General features: G+C 38.5%; 15 protein-coding genes and 1 pseudogene. 2 read left to right on the top strand and 14 right to left on the bottom strand.

Annotation, left to right across the window (positions count from 1 at the left end; translation table 11 throughout):
* Nucleotides 1-27: 27 nt before the first annotated feature.
* The 8 genes and pseudogenes from AC0KUU_RS06520 to AC0KUU_RS06485 form a co-directional block, all read right to left on the bottom strand.
* A complete protein-coding gene (locus AC0KUU_RS06520) occupies nucleotides 28-612 on the bottom strand; it encodes an HNH/endonuclease VII fold putative polymorphic toxin (protein ID WP_322552136.1) in 585 nt (194 codons plus the stop codon).
* Nucleotides 613-995: 383 nt separating this feature from the next.
* On the bottom strand, nucleotides 996-1,439 hold the full coding sequence (locus tag AC0KUU_RS06515) for a hypothetical protein (RefSeq protein ID WP_043983077.1): 444 nt from the start codon (nucleotides 1,437-1,439) through the stop codon (nucleotides 996-998).
* Nucleotides 1,439-1,948, bottom strand: a complete 510-nt coding sequence (locus AC0KUU_RS06510) for a colicin D domain-containing protein (protein WP_043983079.1) — start codon at nucleotides 1,946-1,948, stop codon at nucleotides 1,439-1,441. The genes AC0KUU_RS06515 and AC0KUU_RS06510 overlap by 1 nt, the downstream gene beginning before the upstream one ends.
* 6 nt (nucleotides 1,949-1,954) lie before the next feature.
* Nucleotides 1,955-2,056, bottom strand: a pseudogene (locus tag AC0KUU_RS06505) (pre-toxin TG domain-containing protein); the annotation flags it as partial.
* 401 nt (nucleotides 2,057-2,457) lie between these two features.
* Nucleotides 2,458-2,919 carry a YrhA family protein gene (locus tag AC0KUU_RS06500; protein ID WP_043983082.1) on the bottom strand — a complete coding sequence of 154 codons (462 nt, stop codon included), beginning with the start codon at nucleotides 2,917-2,919 and terminating at the stop codon, nucleotides 2,458-2,460.
* A 2-nt stretch (nucleotides 2,920-2,921) separates the two neighbouring features.
* The gene (locus AC0KUU_RS06495; protein WP_080781711.1) at nucleotides 2,922-5,303 is read right to left on the bottom strand and encodes a T7SS effector LXG polymorphic toxin; all 2,382 of its coding nucleotides are present in this window, start codon (nucleotides 5,301-5,303) and stop codon (nucleotides 2,922-2,924) included.
* A 198-nt stretch (nucleotides 5,304-5,501) separates the two neighbouring features.
* Entirely contained in the window at nucleotides 5,502-5,774 is a 273-nt protein-coding gene (locus AC0KUU_RS06490; protein WP_043983083.1) for a YwqI/YxiC family protein, read from the bottom strand.
* 6 nt (nucleotides 5,775-5,780) lie between these two features.
* Complete coding sequence (locus tag AC0KUU_RS06485; RefSeq protein WP_043983084.1) at nucleotides 5,781-6,134, bottom strand: YwqH-like family protein; 354 nt, start codon at nucleotides 6,132-6,134, stop codon at nucleotides 5,781-5,783.
* Between the two features lie 336 nt (nucleotides 6,135-6,470).
* Between AC0KUU_RS06485 and AC0KUU_RS06480 the strand changes: the two genes are divergently transcribed.
* A complete protein-coding gene (locus AC0KUU_RS06480; RefSeq protein ID WP_043983085.1) occupies nucleotides 6,471-8,603 on the top strand; it encodes a GDYXXLXY domain-containing protein in 2,133 nt (710 codons plus the stop codon).
* Nucleotides 8,604-8,824: 221 nt separating this feature from the next.
* Here the strand turns inward: AC0KUU_RS06480 and abc-f are convergent, their stop codons facing one another.
* From abc-f to AC0KUU_RS06450, 6 genes are all read right to left on the bottom strand, one after another.
* Entirely contained in the window at nucleotides 8,825-10,453 is a 1,629-nt protein-coding gene (abc-f, locus tag AC0KUU_RS06475) for a ribosomal protection-like ABC-F family protein (protein WP_322552137.1), read from the bottom strand.
* A 372-nt stretch (nucleotides 10,454-10,825) separates the two neighbouring features.
* A complete protein-coding gene (gene melA, locus AC0KUU_RS06470) occupies nucleotides 10,826-12,148 on the bottom strand; it encodes an alpha-glucosidase/alpha-galactosidase (RefSeq protein WP_322552138.1) in 1,323 nt (440 codons plus the stop codon).
* A 26-nt stretch (nucleotides 12,149-12,174) separates the two neighbouring features.
* The gene (locus tag AC0KUU_RS06465) at nucleotides 12,175-13,005 is read right to left on the bottom strand and encodes a carbohydrate ABC transporter permease (protein WP_043983089.1); all 831 of its coding nucleotides are present in this window, start codon (nucleotides 13,003-13,005) and stop codon (nucleotides 12,175-12,177) included.
* The gene (locus AC0KUU_RS06460) at nucleotides 13,005-13,937 is read right to left on the bottom strand and encodes a carbohydrate ABC transporter permease (protein ID WP_322552139.1); all 933 of its coding nucleotides are present in this window, start codon (nucleotides 13,935-13,937) and stop codon (nucleotides 13,005-13,007) included. The genes AC0KUU_RS06465 and AC0KUU_RS06460 overlap by 1 nt, the downstream gene beginning before the upstream one ends.
* Before the next feature lie 89 nt (nucleotides 13,938-14,026).
* Nucleotides 14,027-15,286: an ABC transporter substrate-binding protein gene (locus AC0KUU_RS06455; RefSeq protein WP_162214416.1), complete on the bottom strand. Its 1,260-nt coding sequence runs from the start codon at nucleotides 15,284-15,286 to the stop codon at nucleotides 14,027-14,029.
* A gap of 311 nt (nucleotides 15,287-15,597) precedes the next feature.
* On the bottom strand, nucleotides 15,598-16,632 hold the full coding sequence (locus AC0KUU_RS06450) for a LacI family DNA-binding transcriptional regulator (protein ID WP_043983093.1): 1,035 nt from the start codon (nucleotides 16,630-16,632) through the stop codon (nucleotides 15,598-15,600).
* 333 nt (nucleotides 16,633-16,965) lie between these two features.
* Between AC0KUU_RS06450 and AC0KUU_RS06445 the strand changes: the two genes are divergently transcribed.
* Nucleotides 16,966-17,721, top strand: a complete 756-nt coding sequence (locus tag AC0KUU_RS06445; protein ID WP_237075025.1) for a hypothetical protein — start codon at nucleotides 16,966-16,968, stop codon at nucleotides 17,719-17,721.
* Nucleotides 17,722-17,728: the final 7 nt, after the last annotated feature.

The raw sequence follows: 17,728 nt of genomic DNA, 5'->3' as shown, positions 1-17,728 counted from the left end.
AATACATATCTACATGAAATATATAACCTATTTTTTATTTCTTTTATTAAAATAATAATGATCCTCCATTCCTTCTACTTTACCAGTTCTTGTATTCTCTGGAGGCCTTACATTGTAATGAGATGGCTGATCACCAATCCCCCCTTCTCCAAACTTATGACCTGCTGAATGATCCTGTATTATTACTGTTTGACCATTTATTTCGTATGTCAATTCTCTTGTCATTACAGGCTGTTTCATCTCATTTAATATTCTATTTCCTGCTCCATCAGTTAAAGGAACCATCTTTTGACTTATAGGGTGTTGTGTCCTTGGTATACCTAACTGTTTTTTTATTTCATTTAGACTAGCATTTCTATATTCTTTAAAATTCCCATCTGATTTTTCAGGATTACCCCTACCCTTACCACCTGGCTTTTCCACTTTCTCCAACGCATTCGACTGCCCTTTTGAAACACGTCCAATCTTATACGTCGTTAACCCATTTAACGCTTCACCAAAGGTCTTTCCAGGTAAAGCCTTTCCTATCCCTACCAGTTGAGGTTGAGGACGTAAAGTCGGTATCTCAGCATCTAGTAAAGATTGAAGCTGCTTCTGAACAGGTTCATACACCTTCTTCGACCAATTGCTTGCTGCTTGTGCGCTAAATCATTTGTTCAAGACCTACTTCATTTATTACGTTCACTTGTTTTTCTTTTCTTGTCAAGGTTAGTTAAATCCAGGCTTACTCCTAGTTAGCTACTCTCATTACTTCTTGATCACTACATCTATTCTTCTTTGGATACCTTTTTATCGAATCCAACTTTATAAAAAAACCTTGAAAGGCGTTTAGCCAATCAAGGTAGTAATAAGAAATGTTAACATAAATATTTTTCTTGTCTATGTTCGTAAAATCTCATTTCCCAGCATGAATTTCATAATTTTTTCTTTTATGAAAATTTCAGCAAATCATTCATCCATCCTAAAGTGGAAGAACCGTCTCTTCCTAATTAACACTATTCAAACATTACACCAAAACTAACATTTTCAAAATTCAAATATGCGTTGCAAATATCAGAAGTATAATAGGGTTCAAGTTCTCGAATTTTTCTTGAAGTAATAAACAATCCAAATCCTGATATATCGTTACAATTTTTTTCAAATACTTGGATTTCCGTATCTGTTTCATCATTAGCTACAATTATTTCCATATTTTGGTTAACTAATTGAATAACCTTTTCATGAATCTTAATCAACTTATCAATTTCTATGTATATATTTCCCTTTAGAAATTCTATGTCAATTATATCAAAATCAGTTTCATAATATTTACGATCATCATATTTATAGCTATTTACTTCTATATTTTTATCATATTGTTTCTTAAATATATTGCAAATCACTTCAATATCTTCTTTCTTTAATTCATGTTCTGAGAGAAGGGTATTAACTAACCTCACTATTTTACAACTCCTTTCTCAATTAAATATTTGTATTGTGAATCACTTAATTTGAAAACTGTATTCATAGTTCCATCTAAGTTAATACAAGTCCATTGTTTAGTAGTTTCGTTGTAAATATGCGTTCCTTCAACGTTTCTATATTTACCTTGTTTTTGAACTCCAGTATCAATCAGCTCTGAAACATCGTTTTTGAATAATTCCACACTAGATTTGCTACCATCAGGATAACTTCCAAAATCATTTCTGTGTTTACTGAAAGCTTTATCTATTGAACTTTGTTTGAATACAACATCATCAGCATTGTTGACAAATTTAACCGTACCCTTAGAAACAGCCGCCTGATCATGTCCCCCTTCAACACCCGCATTACCACCAGGCCTTTCCACTTTCTCCACAGCTTCTGACTCACCCTTGGAAACATCTTTAACCTTATGCTTGGTTACGGTCTTTTCTGCTTTGTTTACACGAAGTACGTATTCTGCTCCTTCGCTTCCGTATTTCACCACTTTCCCTGGCACCCTCGCAAAGCCGCCAAAGACAATTCCTGCTCCAGAAACAGAATGGTCAAAATGAGAGAGTTCATCGCCAGTAACAGGGTCGTACCTACTTCCTATCCACCTTTTACATTGGAAATCAAAGGCACCATATCTAATGCAAAAGAAACAGTTCCTAGACCGTCCTTTTGTTGCTTTTTGGCTTCCTCCTCATATACACTTCTTGCAATTTCAGGCTTTTTATCATTCGTATATATCTATAATAGATGAATAGATGCTTATTTAATTTTAATTTCACTATATATGGGATTTAAGTGATGCAGCTAACTTTTATGACAAAGAAATTTTAAAAAAACTTATAAAAAAACAAATAAACCTTGAAAGGCCTATAGCCAATCAAGGAATAATTTAAAAATCATTTTTTGTTTCTATAAATTCATCATGTAAAAGTCTGATGCGATTTCACTCCAGTAAGTTCAATCAATAATACGGAACTATAAAAAATCATACTAAGGATTTCATCACAAAAGAACTGTTTCAAATGCATCACCTAACAGGGAATCAAAATTTTCAAATGACTGAATTAAAGTTCCTGAAGGTTTATCGAGTTCAACATATAAACTCTCTGTTAAATCATAACAGTACCATGCTGTATCAGAATCCCCCAAAAATATATATTGCTTTTGCCAACCATTTTCGTACCAAAGCTCGTTTGCTTCAATAAAACCATAAATGTCTTCATCTACTTCCTTATCTAGTAAAGCTTTATCAACACCATATATTACTAAACCATTAAAATCTAATCCATTTACATTTTTCAAAAATTCAATATATGATTCGGGTAATGTCATACTCCCTAATTTCTCTTGAATATTATGATTTAATTTCATAATATCTCTATCTGATGCTGGACTTCTAAGTGAACTTCCGTATTTTTCTTCAACCTTTTCTATTTCCCTCAACAAATCTTTCCACTCGGGCATATCTACTCTTCCCTTCTTTTAAAAGGTTTTAGGGGATAAACATCATCCTCAAACATTGGCCAATCTATAGTTTTACTTTGTTTTGGTGCCAAACCTCTTGTTAAAGAGTTTTGTTGATTAGTAACCGCTTTATGATAAGGATCATTCTTTATTAATACTAAGTTAGTAAAAGCATTTGTACCACCATCATCTAAAGGTAAATTGTGATGCACTTGCCATCCTTTAGGATTAAGTCCATCTTTCATTCTAGCAATATCACCTTCACCCAGACCAGCTTCTCTAAGATATTTAACTCTTACAGAGTCGTTAGCAAATTCTTTAAGGAAATTTTTCCTAATAGAACTATTAAATTTCTTCCTAAGCTTAGCTGTTTCTTCAGGAAGTCTTTTAGTATAAATGATTTCTTCTACCTTTACACCATTTAAATGAATTTTCTCTCCTTTTAACGTTCCTATAAAGTAATCATCTTTTTCACCATTTCCTCTACCCTTAACCACTGCCCTTTGATCATTGATCTCCTCAACATCCCTCTTGCTCTTACCACCAGGCTCTTTCACTTTCTCCAATGCTTTGGACTGACCTTTCGAAACATTCCCCATCTTATACGTCGTTAATCCATTTAACGCTTCACCAAAGGTCTTTCCAGGCAAAGCCTCTCCTATCCCTACCAGTTGAGGTTGAGGACGTAAAGTCGGTATCTCAGCATCTAATAAAGGTTGAAGCTTCTTCTGAACAGGTTCATATACCTTCTTCGACCAATTGCTTGCTGCTTTTGGGCTGACGACATTTCGCATATAGCTTAGTGTTTTGGTCGCTTTATGGGCAGGTACACGCGGAACGTTTGTTACTTTTGGAACGGATTTTACGGCTCCTGCGGGTTTCGCTCCTCCAATTACGCTCGCAAACAGAAACATGCTGTTTTCCCAGTGCTCTTTTGAAAGAGGTTTGTCCGGATTAAGTGCCTGCTGCCCTACATCTAAGAGTCCCATCGTTGCGTGATTGACAAAGTCATACGGTGAATCAAACGATTTTTCTCCTCGCTCAATTAAGCCTTCTTTGAAGGAAACAGCGCCATCAAATCCGCCCATCGTTATATAGTTTCCAAAGTCATACAAGGAGTTGTACCGTTTATCTGCTCTCTCTCCCATACCGGCCCAAACGTCTTGTGCTACGCCTTTAGTACCCGTAACTGTACCTTTTGCTAAAGTTATAGCACCTTCTCCTACGTCCTTGACTACAGCTTTTATACCAGTTTCTTCTTTTTTAGCCGCAGGGTTCTCGCAGATTTCTGTAAAGTCAAAGGATTCAGCAGTTTTTTCAGGTGTCACATCTCTAATCTGCCCCTGACGCACCACCGACTGCATAAGCATTCCCTCAACGCCCGTAGCGTTTTGAAGAATCTGTTGAGACGCTAGCATGCCCACAGTTGAAGAATCGTTGAGCGCCTGCAGGTATGGGCTTTTTTCAAGTTCCACTGCTTGCTCTGCAGGTGACAGTTCCGCTAGTTTTTTCATGTTAGCAGGTGCTGTATCCTGCTGAATTTGCGTTAGCACTTCTCTTATGTAAGGCGAGTTTTTTTCAAGCTTGTGAATTTCTTTTAACTGTTCAGCAGGCGTCATTGCTTGAAGCTGAATCAGCTTTTCAAGACCTACTTCCTTTATCACTTTCTCTTGTTTTTCTTTTCTTGTCAAGGTTGTTTGAATGCCTTTTTCAAAAACCGAGACGCCTCCTGAATCGGTCATCGCTTTTTTCGCCAACGCACTCAGCTCACTTACATTGCCTGGCTGAATGGAACCATTTTGAAACCCAGCTTTCACTTTAGAAAGCAGCGAGTTTAAAGACGTCAGCTGATCTTGAATGACTGAAAGGCTTTGCGTTTGCTGTTCGTCAAAACGGACTAAATCGTTCATCGTTTTGTCCGCTTTGCTTTTTGCTTGTTCTACTTCTGTTAAAAAACCTTGATCGTTAAGCGCTGAAACAGAAGCAAGATGACTGACTTTTTGAATCGCTGCATTCGCTTGATCGACAAGCGAAACGGTTGTATTTCTTGTTTGATTTAAATGCGCGGGAATAGTGTCTTGCAGAAAGGGCTGCGTAATGTAGCCGTCTTCGCTCGGCTCAAATGAGCGCAGCGCATGTGTGATTTGAGTTAGTCGAGCTTCATAGGAAGTGAGTAATGAATGATACAGCGTTAAAAAAGAAGCATGTCCCGTTTCGTAAAAAGACCGAATCGCTTCTCCTCCTTTTCCTTTAAACCCATCATCTAAGCTTGAAAATGCCTGAACCTGTGAAATCAGGCCCTGAATTTGTTCTTTTTGACTTTTAATAGAGTCTAAGATAGTTTGAATATTTTCGTGAAAAGCATCGACATCAAGTGTTTTCAATAATCTGTAACCTCCTAGCTGTACCGATGTAGAAAAACAACGAACGGTTAACGAACAACCCCGTCATTTTTCTAAACCTAAGCGGACGCTCCTTTTTACAAGGCTTGCATCATCCGCTAGATAAAACCTTTTTATTTGAATGCCAAATCTATGCTGGTTGAAAGGTTGTTTTTGATAGCTTTATATAAAATATGAACATTATTTAGGGGCGTTTGCAGCTTTTTCATCTGCTTCTTTTATGGACTGCACGGATTTTTTGGTGGCGTTCAAATCATCGAGGAGCGTTTGCTTATAGTCCACAATTAACGTTTGAAGCTGCTGGTTCAGCTGGTTTAATTCATCGAGCACCGCTAGTTCTTGTCCGCTTCCGACGTGAAACGGAAAAAGCGGCTGAAACTGCTGCGCAGCAGTGCTTAGGTCACTAAGCGTTCTATTAATTTCACCATCTATTACTTTAATTTCGTCTGCCATACTGCATCACACCTTATCTTTTGCTTCGTCTTCTTGCATTTTAATGGCGCGTTCCATCCCTTGTATATCTGATTGAAGCGCCGTAATTTTTGCATCAATTGTCGTAAGGGCATCCGTCAGCTGACGGGTCAGCAAATCATCGTATTCGTCTAACATAGCCGTACGGATGTCTTCAAACCCAACAGCAAGGCTGCCTGACCAAGTGGCGGAAGTGAGCTCTGGTTCTTTCACCTTTTCCTTTGCACGTTCAAGCTCGCCTTTGACTTCCGTTAACGTGTTTTTACTAGCCGTAAGCTGCTGGATATCTTCATGTGCCTGCTTCACTTGGGTATACAGATGAGCAACAAACATCTCATTCATATGATGACACTTCCTTTATATCTATCTCTTGGATCTTCTAACATTAATTCCCTTTTACAGCTTATCAAATAAAGAAAGAGAGCACATCGGCACGTTTTCTTATATTTTTTGGGAATAATGTAGGTTTTTAGTTCAATACCCACTCTTCAGGATAAAATAACCAAAACTATCTTACCATTGACGATTTATCAAGATTTTTGGACTACTTCACTTGTTATTTCCGCGCCACTAAAAGGCCTTTTTACACAATTTTTTTGTTAAAACGCCTTCATTCTTTCTATTTCCAAATATTTAAACATGCGCTAGTATATACATAATATAAAGAGGAGGTTGAGTATGAGAGAAAAGCTCGTAAGACTCGGTTATTTACTGGGGTTGGCTCTTGTTTTGTCCGGCATTTTATATTTCTTTGCATCGAACTGGCAAGGCTTTGACCGCTACACTAAAATTGCGCTGAGCGTGGGGCTGATGCTGCTGTTTTACGGAAGTGCGTTTGTAGTGCGAAAGCTGCTTCCTCAGCAGGCGTTTTTAAGTCACTGGACGCTTTTGGCGGGCGCTCTTTCATTTGGATTAAGCATCGCGCTTCTTTCTCAAATTTACAACACGCACGCTGAATCGTACTGGCTGTTTTTAATTTGGCTTGTGCCGGTTATTTTGTTTAGCTTTTTTACAAAGTATCAGCCGTTTTACGTGTTATCGTTTGTTTTATTTCAATTCACCATGGCTTTTTTCATTTCACCAATAGGCGCAGTTTCACAGCGAGGCGAACACGAGACGCTTTTACTTTACGCAGGAATGGCGTTTGTGAACTTACTCATCTTTTGGATCATAAAAAAGAAACAGCGCTCGTCTCCTGTGATCATGTATGCGGCGTTTTGTTTGTTTCACTACATTTTTTTAACTGTTTCCCTGCCGGATTTCACAGGCAGCTCTAGCTTACGGATTGGTCTTATTATTTTTTATTTGCTGTTTTTACTAAGCTCCTTTTTTTATTTTTCAAAAGTGGAGCCGCAAAGGTCGTTTTTAGGGATTTCCATCGTGGCATTTGCTTTATTTGTTATTGAACAGTTTTTCTCTTTTATTTCTAAACACTACGCTGAATGGTCACTATTCTTAGCTTTAGGATTCGTGATTTTATTTATTGGTGCAAGCGTATGGTTTGTCAAATGGCTCACTGCCAACACGTCAGCACAAAAAACCTCGCTCCGCGTAATCAAACGAATAGCGGTGATTGGGATTACGGCCATTGCATCGGTGATCGGCAGCAGCTCTTTAGGAGGACTTGTCACACTTATTACAGGAACGTACCCAACAAACGGAATGCTCGTGATTGGCGTTTTGCTGATTGTGGCATGTTATTTGATTAAAGCAGATATTCCAACCGTGAAATATACGCTTTTAATGATGGGCGTATTAATTAGCGGCGGCGCTTCTTTTTTTGTGAACGACATTCTGTTTTTTATCTACGTCATCGCACTTGTAGCGCTTTTAGTATTCACGAAGCATACGCCCGTTCGTCTGCTGCTTTTTGTGCTAGTGCAAGGGCTTCTGTTAATAAAGGTTCCGACTGCTTACTATGACACTATCAAAATAGATTATGTGCTGCTCGCTTTGTTTCTATTAAATGCCGCTATGTACGCGATAAACGTACACCACGCGTTTAAAAAAGCAGCGCTGCTTCTTGCTTTTATCTTTTTACTGTCGCTGACTGAATTAAGCGAACCGTCTTTTTTAAATATCATTTACTGCACGGTGTTTTTTGTGATTTCGACCGTCTTTTTATTTGTGACGGTACGAAAAGAGCCAAAATATGATTTTATTGTCGGCATGATTTTCTGGTTTGTTTTTTTAGCGATGAAATATTACGACTTTGTGTGGGATTTATTTAATAAATCACTTGTGCTCGTTATTTTAGGTCTTATCTTTCTTTTCCTAAGCAGGAAATGGGACCTGTCAACGCCTGACCAGCCGCAGCCGTCGTTTCTTGACCGCAGCCGAACCGCTGTATGGATCATCATTCTTGTTCAGCTTATTATGCTGGGCGGCATTTTCACTAAAAACGAAGTGCTTCTTCAAAACGGAAAAGAAATTAAGCTCGCTTTACAGCCGATCGATCCGCGCTCGCTGCTGCAAGGCGATTATGTTGAGCTGAATTACGACATTGCGCACGTTACCTTACCTCATGTGAAAGACGGAGAAAAAGTGAAGCTCGTTCTTCGCCCTAACAAACAAGGTGTGTATAAATACGCAAAAATCTACCAAGCGGATGATGACTGGAATAAACCGTATACTTCTAAAAAGAAAGACGTTGTCATTACGGGCAGCTATCACGACTGGGGAATTCAGTACGGAATTGAGCATTACTTTATTCCAGAAGGAACCGGCAGCAAAGTGGAAAGCGAAGCTCGTTTTGCTACTGTACGAGTTGGAAAAAACGGAGATGCCATTGTTACAAAAGTAGGCAAATAAAAAAGCAGCCGCTTCAACATTGAAGCGGCTGCTTTTTGTTTTAATTGATAAATACGCCGATGATCATCGTTAAAATAAGAATCACAAAGAAAATAATGATGCCATACCCAATCCATTTTATTCTTTTGGGCGTTCCTTTTACATTCATATCCGTTATTTTTCCTTCAATATGCTTTTGATGTTCAGTAACATCATTGTATTCATTGTTAGGCGAAGTGATGTTATCCTTCCTTTCTATTTAATCGTTTTCTTTCTTCTAACAGCTCTTCATATCTTTTTTCAAGACGCTGCTTGTCTTTTCCTTCTGGGGTGATAGAAAGCTCGCTAATCACTTTTGTTAATTCTAATTGAAGCGCAAGTTTCTCCGCTTCATTTTGCTGCTGTGACGCTTTTTTGCTTTTACCCGTGTCTTCAATCGCCGCGAGCTCCGCTTTAGACTGTTTTAACGTCAAAACATGCGTCGCAAGCTTTTTAACAAAGTAGCGGTCGTGCGTCACAAATAAAATCGTCCCTGGATAAGCTTTTAATACTTCCTGCAGCGCTTCTTTTGTATGAAGATCAAGATAGTTGGTCGGTTCATCTAAAAGAAGAACGTTATAATTTCCTAAAAAGACTTTTGCTAATGCCGTTTTGACTCGTTCTCCTCCGCTTAGCATCTCTACTTTTTTATACACGTCTTCACGTTTGAAAAGTAAGCGCGATAGTACCGTACGAATAAAATGCTCGGTGTACGGACTGTCTTCTTTAATGTTTTCTAAAATGCTTTTAGCGGGATCTAGATTTTCAAGACGCTGATGGAAAAAGCCGAGTTTTACAGGCTTCGCAACCGTGATGCCTTCTGCTCGCTGCTCAATCATATTCAGCAGCGTAGATTTTCCGGCGCCGTTTTTGCCGACAATCGCTACTTTCGCTCCCGGCTTCACACCGCCTTTTAGGTTTTGAAACAAGATATGATTACCAGCTGATGCTGAGACTTTGTCAAAGCTTAGTACCTGCTTGCTGTGCACTTGATGAAACTGCGATAGGTCAAAATGAATTTCTTCCATTTCTTTTGGCTTTTCTTTTTTCTCCAGCTTTTCAATTCTTGTTTCAATCGCTTTTGCGCTTCTGTCTAGCTTCGCTTTTTGTTTTCCGACCGCTCGCTTATGAAGTCTCGCTTCAGAGTTGCCCATGCGGCTCGGCGCTTTTTTAAGCGACTTTGATTTTTGGCTTTTTTCTTCAGACGCCAGTTCAAGCCGCTGCTTTTCTTTTACATACTGTTCATATTCAAACTGCTGTCTTTCAACTGCGTGTTTTTTTTGCGTCACATATTCTTGATAATTGCCTTCATAGCAGTTAATTTTGCCGTCTTCTACTTCCCAAATAGACGTACAAAGGCGGTTTAATAATTCTCGGTCATGTGAAATCAGCAGGAGACTGCCTGTAAAAGACTTCATTTCTTCTTCAAACTTCTCTACGCCTTTTACATCTAAGTGGCTCGTTGGCTCATCGGCTGCAAGCAGTTCTGCGCCTGATGAAAGAGCAGCTGCAATTTTTTTTCTTGTTTCTTCTCCCCCGCTAAGAAAGTCCGCTTCAGTTGGCACACTCCACTGACTTTTCATCTCAGGAGAAACAGCTCCTGTAGCTTGAACATCAAGCTGCGGAATCAGTGAGGAACGGCCATATGTTTGTACAATCCCTTGATCTGGACTCATTTTTTTCATTAAAATATGAAGCAACGTCGATTTGCCTTCTCCGTTTTTCCCGACAATTCCAATTCGCTCTCCGCGATGTACTTGAAGTTTCTCTACTTGAAACAGCAGGCGATCTCCATAGCTTTTTTCAATATTTATAGCTTCTAACAATAACATAAAAAAACCTCCCTAGGATTTCTAGAGAGGATTAGAGGTCATAATTAGGCATACGCAAATATGCACCCTTTTTATAGAGTAAAAAAAGGGAGAAATCACTTCATATAAGACATATAGAAATGGCACCTAAAAATGTACAGACTAATCCTATCTAGACAAATGTTCATTTAAAATAAAGTTTTAAAAGAATGTCTAAAAAAATAGGATTACTTATCCATTGTCTACGGTACCTTTCCTTTCTTAGTATAAAATGACTTGCTTCTTACAGTGTATGATGAAGTTTTTTAAATGTCAATATCCATTTGGATGATATTCCCTTCTTTTACTACTCACAAAAAAATCCTCAGCCGATCAAAGCCGAGGATTCTTTTATTACACGTATTGGTTCACTTTCCCTGTAAAATCAGGCAGCCACTCGCCGTGGGCTTCAATTAAATCATCGCACATACGAATGATGTCATCCATAGATAATTCCGCATTTGTATGAGGATCTAGCATCGCTGCTTGATAGATGCGCTCTCTTTTTCTAGTGACCGCTGCTTCAATTGTTAGCAATTGCGTATTAATATTCGTACGATTTAACGCCGCAAGCTGCTCAGGTAAGTCTCCTACATAAGTCGGCATAATGCCGCTTCGGTCTACAACACATGGAACTTCTACGCACGCTTTTGTCGGCAGGTTACTAATTAAGCCCCCGGTATTTAATACGTTACCGGCAAATTTAAACGGCACGTTTGTCTCCATTGCTTCAATGATTCTAGAGCCGTACTCATGTGAACGTGTATGAGTTAACTGACTGTTGTTAACCATTTCTTCTCTCATTGATTCCCAATTGCTAATTTGCTCTTCGCATCGGCGCGGGTATTCATCCAGAGGGATGTTAAACTGATCAACAAGATTTGGATATTTATGTTTAATAAAGTATGGATGATACTCTGCGTTATGCTCAGACGATTCGGTAATATAATAACCGAACCTATCCATTAGCTCAAAACGCACCATATCGTGATGCTTTGTCTTTTGTTTTTCTTTTGCCAGACGCTTGATTTCTGGGTATAAGTCTTGCCCATCTCTTTTTACTTCTAGCAGCCATGCCATATGGTTGATGCCTGCGATTTTCTCTTGTATTCCTTCATGATTCATTCCGAGAGAATCAAATAAATCTTTTGTACATACTTGAACACTGTGACAAAGGCCTACCGTCTTTACATTGGTATAGCGCAGCATTGCACCCGTTAGTGTTGCCATTGGATTGGTGTAATTTAAAAACAGCGCATCTGGACATACTTCTTCAATATCTTTTGCAAAATCAAACAGGACCGGAATCGTGCGCAGTGATCTGAAGATTCCTCCAATTCCTACTGTATCTCCAATCGTCTGACGCAAGCCGTATTTTTTAGGAATTTCAAAATCAATGACGGTGCTTGGTTTGTAACCGCCTACTTGAATGGCGTTAATCACATACTTCGCTCCTGTTAAAGCTTCTCTGCGGTTCAAATAGGCTTTAACCGTAATATTCACTTTATAGTTTTCTTTTAGATTGTTTAGCATATTTTCCGAATCTCTTAAACGCTCAGCATCTATATCGTATAGCGCAAATTCAAAGCCAGCTAAAGCAGGCACAAACATGCAGTCTCCTAAAATATTTTTTGCAAAAACTGTACTTCCCGCTCCGATAAATGTGATTTTAGACATTGTCATCTTCCTTCCTCGTATTGGTTTTATCCTTTTACAGATCCTGATGAAAGCCCTGCAATAAAGTATTTTTGTAGCACTAAAAATAAAATGGTCATTGGAAGCATCGCAATAATCGCAGCTGCTCCTACTAAGCTAAGATTATTTTGATTTTCGGCAAAAAAGCTTGCTAACGTAACGGTTAATGTATGCATTTCCTTATCTTGAAGGAAGAAAATTGCAAACTGATAGTCGTTCCAAATATAGACGCTCGCAATAATTAAAATAGACGCAGTGACAGGCTTTAGCAGTGGAAATACGATTTTAAAGAAAATCGTTAACGTGCCGGCCCCATCAATTCTTGCTGCTTCCTCGAGCTCTTTAGAAATAGTGGAGCGAATGAAGCCCGCATACAAAAAGATCGTTAGCGGCAAAAAGGCTGCGACATTATTTAAAATAGCAATTTGGTACGTGTTCATCATCCCCATATTCACAACCATTTTGTACAGCGGAACTAACGCTGTTAAAGGCGGTATTACCATCACGGCGATAAAGATAAAATAGACGTACTTATTTAGTTTCGTTTGGCGGCGCGCTAGAGGATACGCAGCCATTGATCCTAAAAAAATAAGCAGAACCGCCGAAACGAACGTAATGATAAACGTATTCATAAAAGAACTGCCTAAATTCGCTTGCTCCCAAGCCGCTGTGAAATTTTCAAGGTTTATGCTTTTTGGAAATACCCATTTGGAACTAAAATCCCCGGTTGCTTTTAAAGAAGTCGTAACAAGAATATAAAAAGGGACAATATGAACGAGCGTTATACAAAGAGCTAGAAAGGTAAAAAATCGCTTTTTCCGTTTATTTGTATAGTCCATCACGCTTCTGTCTCCTTTCGCTTAAAGTACACAAGTGCTGATAAGCTAATGACTAAGATAATGAGCGCCATGCACACACCTTGAGTTGCAGCATAGCCGGCGTCCTGTCTTCTAAAATATAAGTCATACATAAAAGTAGACATTGACTGCGATGCATCTCCAGGCCCTCCTCCTGTCAGCGCAACAATTACGTCAAACAGTTTTAAACCTCCGATAATATTTAAAACGACATTAATTGTAATCGAAGGCATAAGCAATGGAAGCGTGATGTTTTTAAACTGCTGAAGAGCAGATGCTCCGTCAAGCTGCGCTGCCTCGTAATAATCTTTTGAAATACTTTGCAGCCCCGCTAAATAAATAATCATCGCAATTCCAACGAATTGATACGTATTGACGAACACGATAATCCAAGAGTTAAGCTCTGGAGTTCCCAAAGCATTAATCTTCTCAAAATCTAAAAATACAAGAAGGTCATTTAAAGCGCCTCCTTGGTAGGCAAAAAAGAAGTACCAGATATACCCCATAATAATTGGGCTGATAATAACCGGAAGGTAGACAATTGTTCTTGTTACAGCTTTCATTTTAATGCTTTGATTCAGAAGTAAAGCGTATAACAAGCCAATAATATTTTGAAAAATAGTACTGCCTATTCCGTAGAGCAGCGTATTTTTTATCACAAGCCAAGTCGTTGGATCTGCAAGCAAACGTTTATACTGCTGGAGCCCAATCCAATCATATGTTTGTGAAAATCCATTCCAATTAGTAAAGGAAAGTCTAATTCCGTTAATAAAAGGATAGATAATAAAAACGGTGATAATTACTAAGCCGGGAAGATACATCCACCATAAAGAGGACTCTGTTTTTAATTTTTTCTTTCGTTTTTTCGTATCTCTTACTACAGAAACCGGCTCTTTCCGGACTAATTCATTCATCGTGTTCACTCCTATTTCAGCTTGTGTTGAAAAGAAGCAGAAGCCTATCTCCCTGCTTCTCGGCGAACAAGGAACTTTTGCACACTATTTTATTGTTTACTGAGACGCTTGTACTCTTTTTCCATCTCTTTTGATAATTGCTTTGGCGTTAAACTTCCCGCTAGCAATTCTTGACCTGTAGAAGACATCACTGCCCACATACCGCTCGGTAAATACTTTCGGTCGAAGTATGGCTCAACTTTAATATCGCTATACTTATCGTAGTATTCAGAGTAGTAGTTTTGTGTTTTATTGTTTTTCAGAGCCGATGCTGAAGACGTTCCTTCGGCAATCTTTTTGGCAACTTCCGGCTGTGACACAAATTCAATAAATTTCTTGGCTTCTTTAAGGTGCTTAGAATCTTTCCACGCAGCAAGGGTAAAGCGCTCTCCGCCGATCCAGCTTTGCGTACCGCCTTTATGAATAGCAGGCACCGGTACTGTTCCTACTTTTACTTCAGGATTTAATTCTGTTGCATCCGGTCCAAGAGATCCGCCCACAAATGTGAAAGCAATTTTATTTTGAGCCATTAATTCCGTTGCTTGAGATACTTTTGCGGTTAATACATCTTCATTCAGCAGCCCTTTCTTCTTCATTTCTGCCATTGTTTCCGCTAGCGGCGTGTAGTTTGACCAATTAAATGTTCCTTTTTCCAACTGCTTAGCGTAGTTCTTATTTTTTGCTGTAATAAGCTGAGGTGTAGCCAGCTGATCAAACACTTGAGCAATATTGCCATTTTCCCCTCCTGGGATCCATAGAGGCGCTATTTCTCCTTCGCTCTTCTTTTTTACTGTTTCTAATGCTGTTATAAATTCATCCATTGTGTTAGGAGGCTTTATTCCGTATTTTTCTAACAGCGTCGCATTATAGCTAATTCCGTCTTTTGCTTGATTTAAAGGATATGCATACACTTTGCCGCTTTTATCTTTTAAAATTTGATTTAGCGCTGGATCCAAATGCTGAACCCAATCCATATCTTTTAAATCTGCTACATATTCCCCGTAGCGAAGCTGAGACCAGCCGTGCGTATCAAATAAATCCGGCATATCATTTGCACCCATTTTCACACGAAGCATATCTTCATAGCCGTTACCCGGAAAATTCGCATCAATTTTAATATCTGGATTTTGTTTTTCAAATTCTGCAATCGCATTTTGAAGCGCTTTTCTCTCCCCTTTATTACTCATCGTAGAAAAAAGCGTTAGCGTTGTTTTCCCATTTCCGCCTGTTGCCGCTTCTTTATTTCCGCAGCCCGCTGCCACAACAGAAAAGACTAGTAATAGAACGAAAAGATACGTAAGCTTTTTCATTTATCTTTTTTCCTCCTTATACTCTATCAAGACATAAATAACTGAATATTCAGTTATTTATACATAGACAAATTCATTGCACAACGAAATAAAGTCACTTATAATTTAATCCTATACTTTTACAAAGGTTCAAAGAGTCCTAGAGATGAAAAAGTTTTTTCATTTACATACTTATCTGCCAATAAGTATGTAGTTTCTAGGGCTTTTTAACCTGCTTTTTCTATGGTTTTTTCTATTTTTCTTCCCCCTTATCACTCTTTATGTATGAATTCTTCTTTTCTATCACCCCCTTTCAAGTTATAACTTTTAGGCTACTGTTTTTTGAGTAAGGCTCCGCAGCTTTCACGATAAATTAATTTAGTCGGCACCATGACTTTTAAAGGAACGGATCTGCCGCTTAACCGATCTACTAGCATTTTAACAGCCTGCCTTCCCATTTCTTCAGTATATACTTTAACCGTTGTGAGCGGCGTGCTCGCAAATGCTGCGATATCTACATCATCAAAGCTTACAATCGCTACGTCTTCAGGAACCTTTATATTTGATTGCTGCAGGGCACGCATTGCTCCTATCGCCATTGCATCACTTGCGATAAAAAATGCCTCAGGAAGATTTCCTTGCTTAATCGCTTGTCCCATCAGCTCATAGCCTTCAGTCATTGAGTACTCTCCTATATAAACTTTCTCAGAATCGAGCAGGCCTTTTTCATGCATAACGCGTTCAAAAACCGTTTGACGCTGATCTTCAATAATAGAACTTCCATTGATATAATGTTCTCTTTCTGTCCCTCCGATATAGCCGATTCTTTTATAACCGAGGTCAAATAAATGATTTAATGCGTGTTTAGTAGCTTTCTCAAAATCAATCATGACCGAATCGTACAAATCCTCATCCGCTTTGTGATTAATAAAAACAATAGTATCTAAATGATTGCTCACTTCTTGAACCGTTTCTGGACTAACTCTTCCCACTACAATCACTCCATCAAGATCCTGCAGCAGCTCTTCTTGCTTCATGCCTTTTAGCCTAAATGACTTTACTGTAAAAATTTCTTTTTCTGAGCATTCACTCTCTATTCCATGGCGAATAGAAGAGAAAAAAGGGTCTACTAACTCTTCTTCAAGGGACTGAGCAAAAATAATACCTATTCGAGGAGCTTCTATATCCTTTCCGTTTGCCGTTCCTTTTCGTATCTTCACGGGCGTATATTGCAGCTCTTTGGCTGCATGGAGAATACGTTCACGAGTAACCTCAGATACAGAAAGCGTATGATCATTATTTAGTACTCTGGATACAGTTGAACTGGAAACCTTAGCGTACGCCGCTATATCTTTTAAAGTTGCCATCTTTTTACCTCTCTATTATAATCTTCTATTTTTACTAAATATTTATCTCTTATATTGGAAGAATAGCACATTAATAAAACGCTTTCAATAAATAATTTTAAAATTTCAGTAAATTTATTAAAATATTCTCTAAAATCCTTCATTTCTTTTGTTAGTTCCGCCGTTAAAATGACAAAAAAGCCGCTATTACTACTTTATTTTTATCACACCGAACTAAAACTTAAGTAAACTTTTAGTAAACATTAATTTTCGTAAGAATTTGTTCATATTTGATATAAAACGGTTTGTTGGGGAAAATAAAAGGAGAAATACTGATAAGGAAAGAGAGAGCCTATGATTAGCCAACATTCTTATTTTCAACAATGTCTGCATGCCATTCAACAATTGCATAATATGAATTTTACGAAAGAACAGCTGTTGCAAAAAGACTTTTTAATCGCTCAAGAACGGGAATTAAGCATGTACTACTCGCCTCATAACGATTACATAAATCCAGATGCTCATATTATCATTGCCGGCATCACACCAGGCTGGTTTCAAATGAAAACTGCTTTTACACAATGCGTTTCCAGCCTGTCTCATCATCATCAGCTTGAACAAGTCCTGTACGAAACAAAAAAAGCAGCTAGCTTTAGCGGAACGATGAGAGTCAATTTAATAGACATGTTAGATCAATGCGGAATTGCAAAAGTCATGGGCATTAACGGTGCCGCTGAGCTATTTGCTTCACAGAGAGATTTGCTGCATACAACGTCCGTACTGAAATATCCTGTGTTTTATAAAGGAAAAAACTACACGGGACATCAGCCACCAATCGAACGATCAGCGCTTCTTTCTCGCTATGCCTTTGAAGTATTTCCACATGAATTGAGCGAAATAAAGAATCCGTGCTTAATCGTTCCGCTAGGAAAAGCAGTTGAAAATGTTTTAAGAAAACTTTCAAGTGAATCTTCGCTTTCTCAGCATACGTATTTATTTGGCTTTCCACATCCATCAGGAGCAAACGGACATCGAAAACGAATATTTGAAGAACACCTAAGTGAATTTACGGAAATTGTGGAGGAGTGGGCTGTAAACAGAAGGAGTTGAAAACGAC

It is taken from the genome of Priestia sp. ST2, from assembly GCF_055810735.1.
This window is presented reverse-complemented; position numbering and strand designations above follow the sequence as displayed.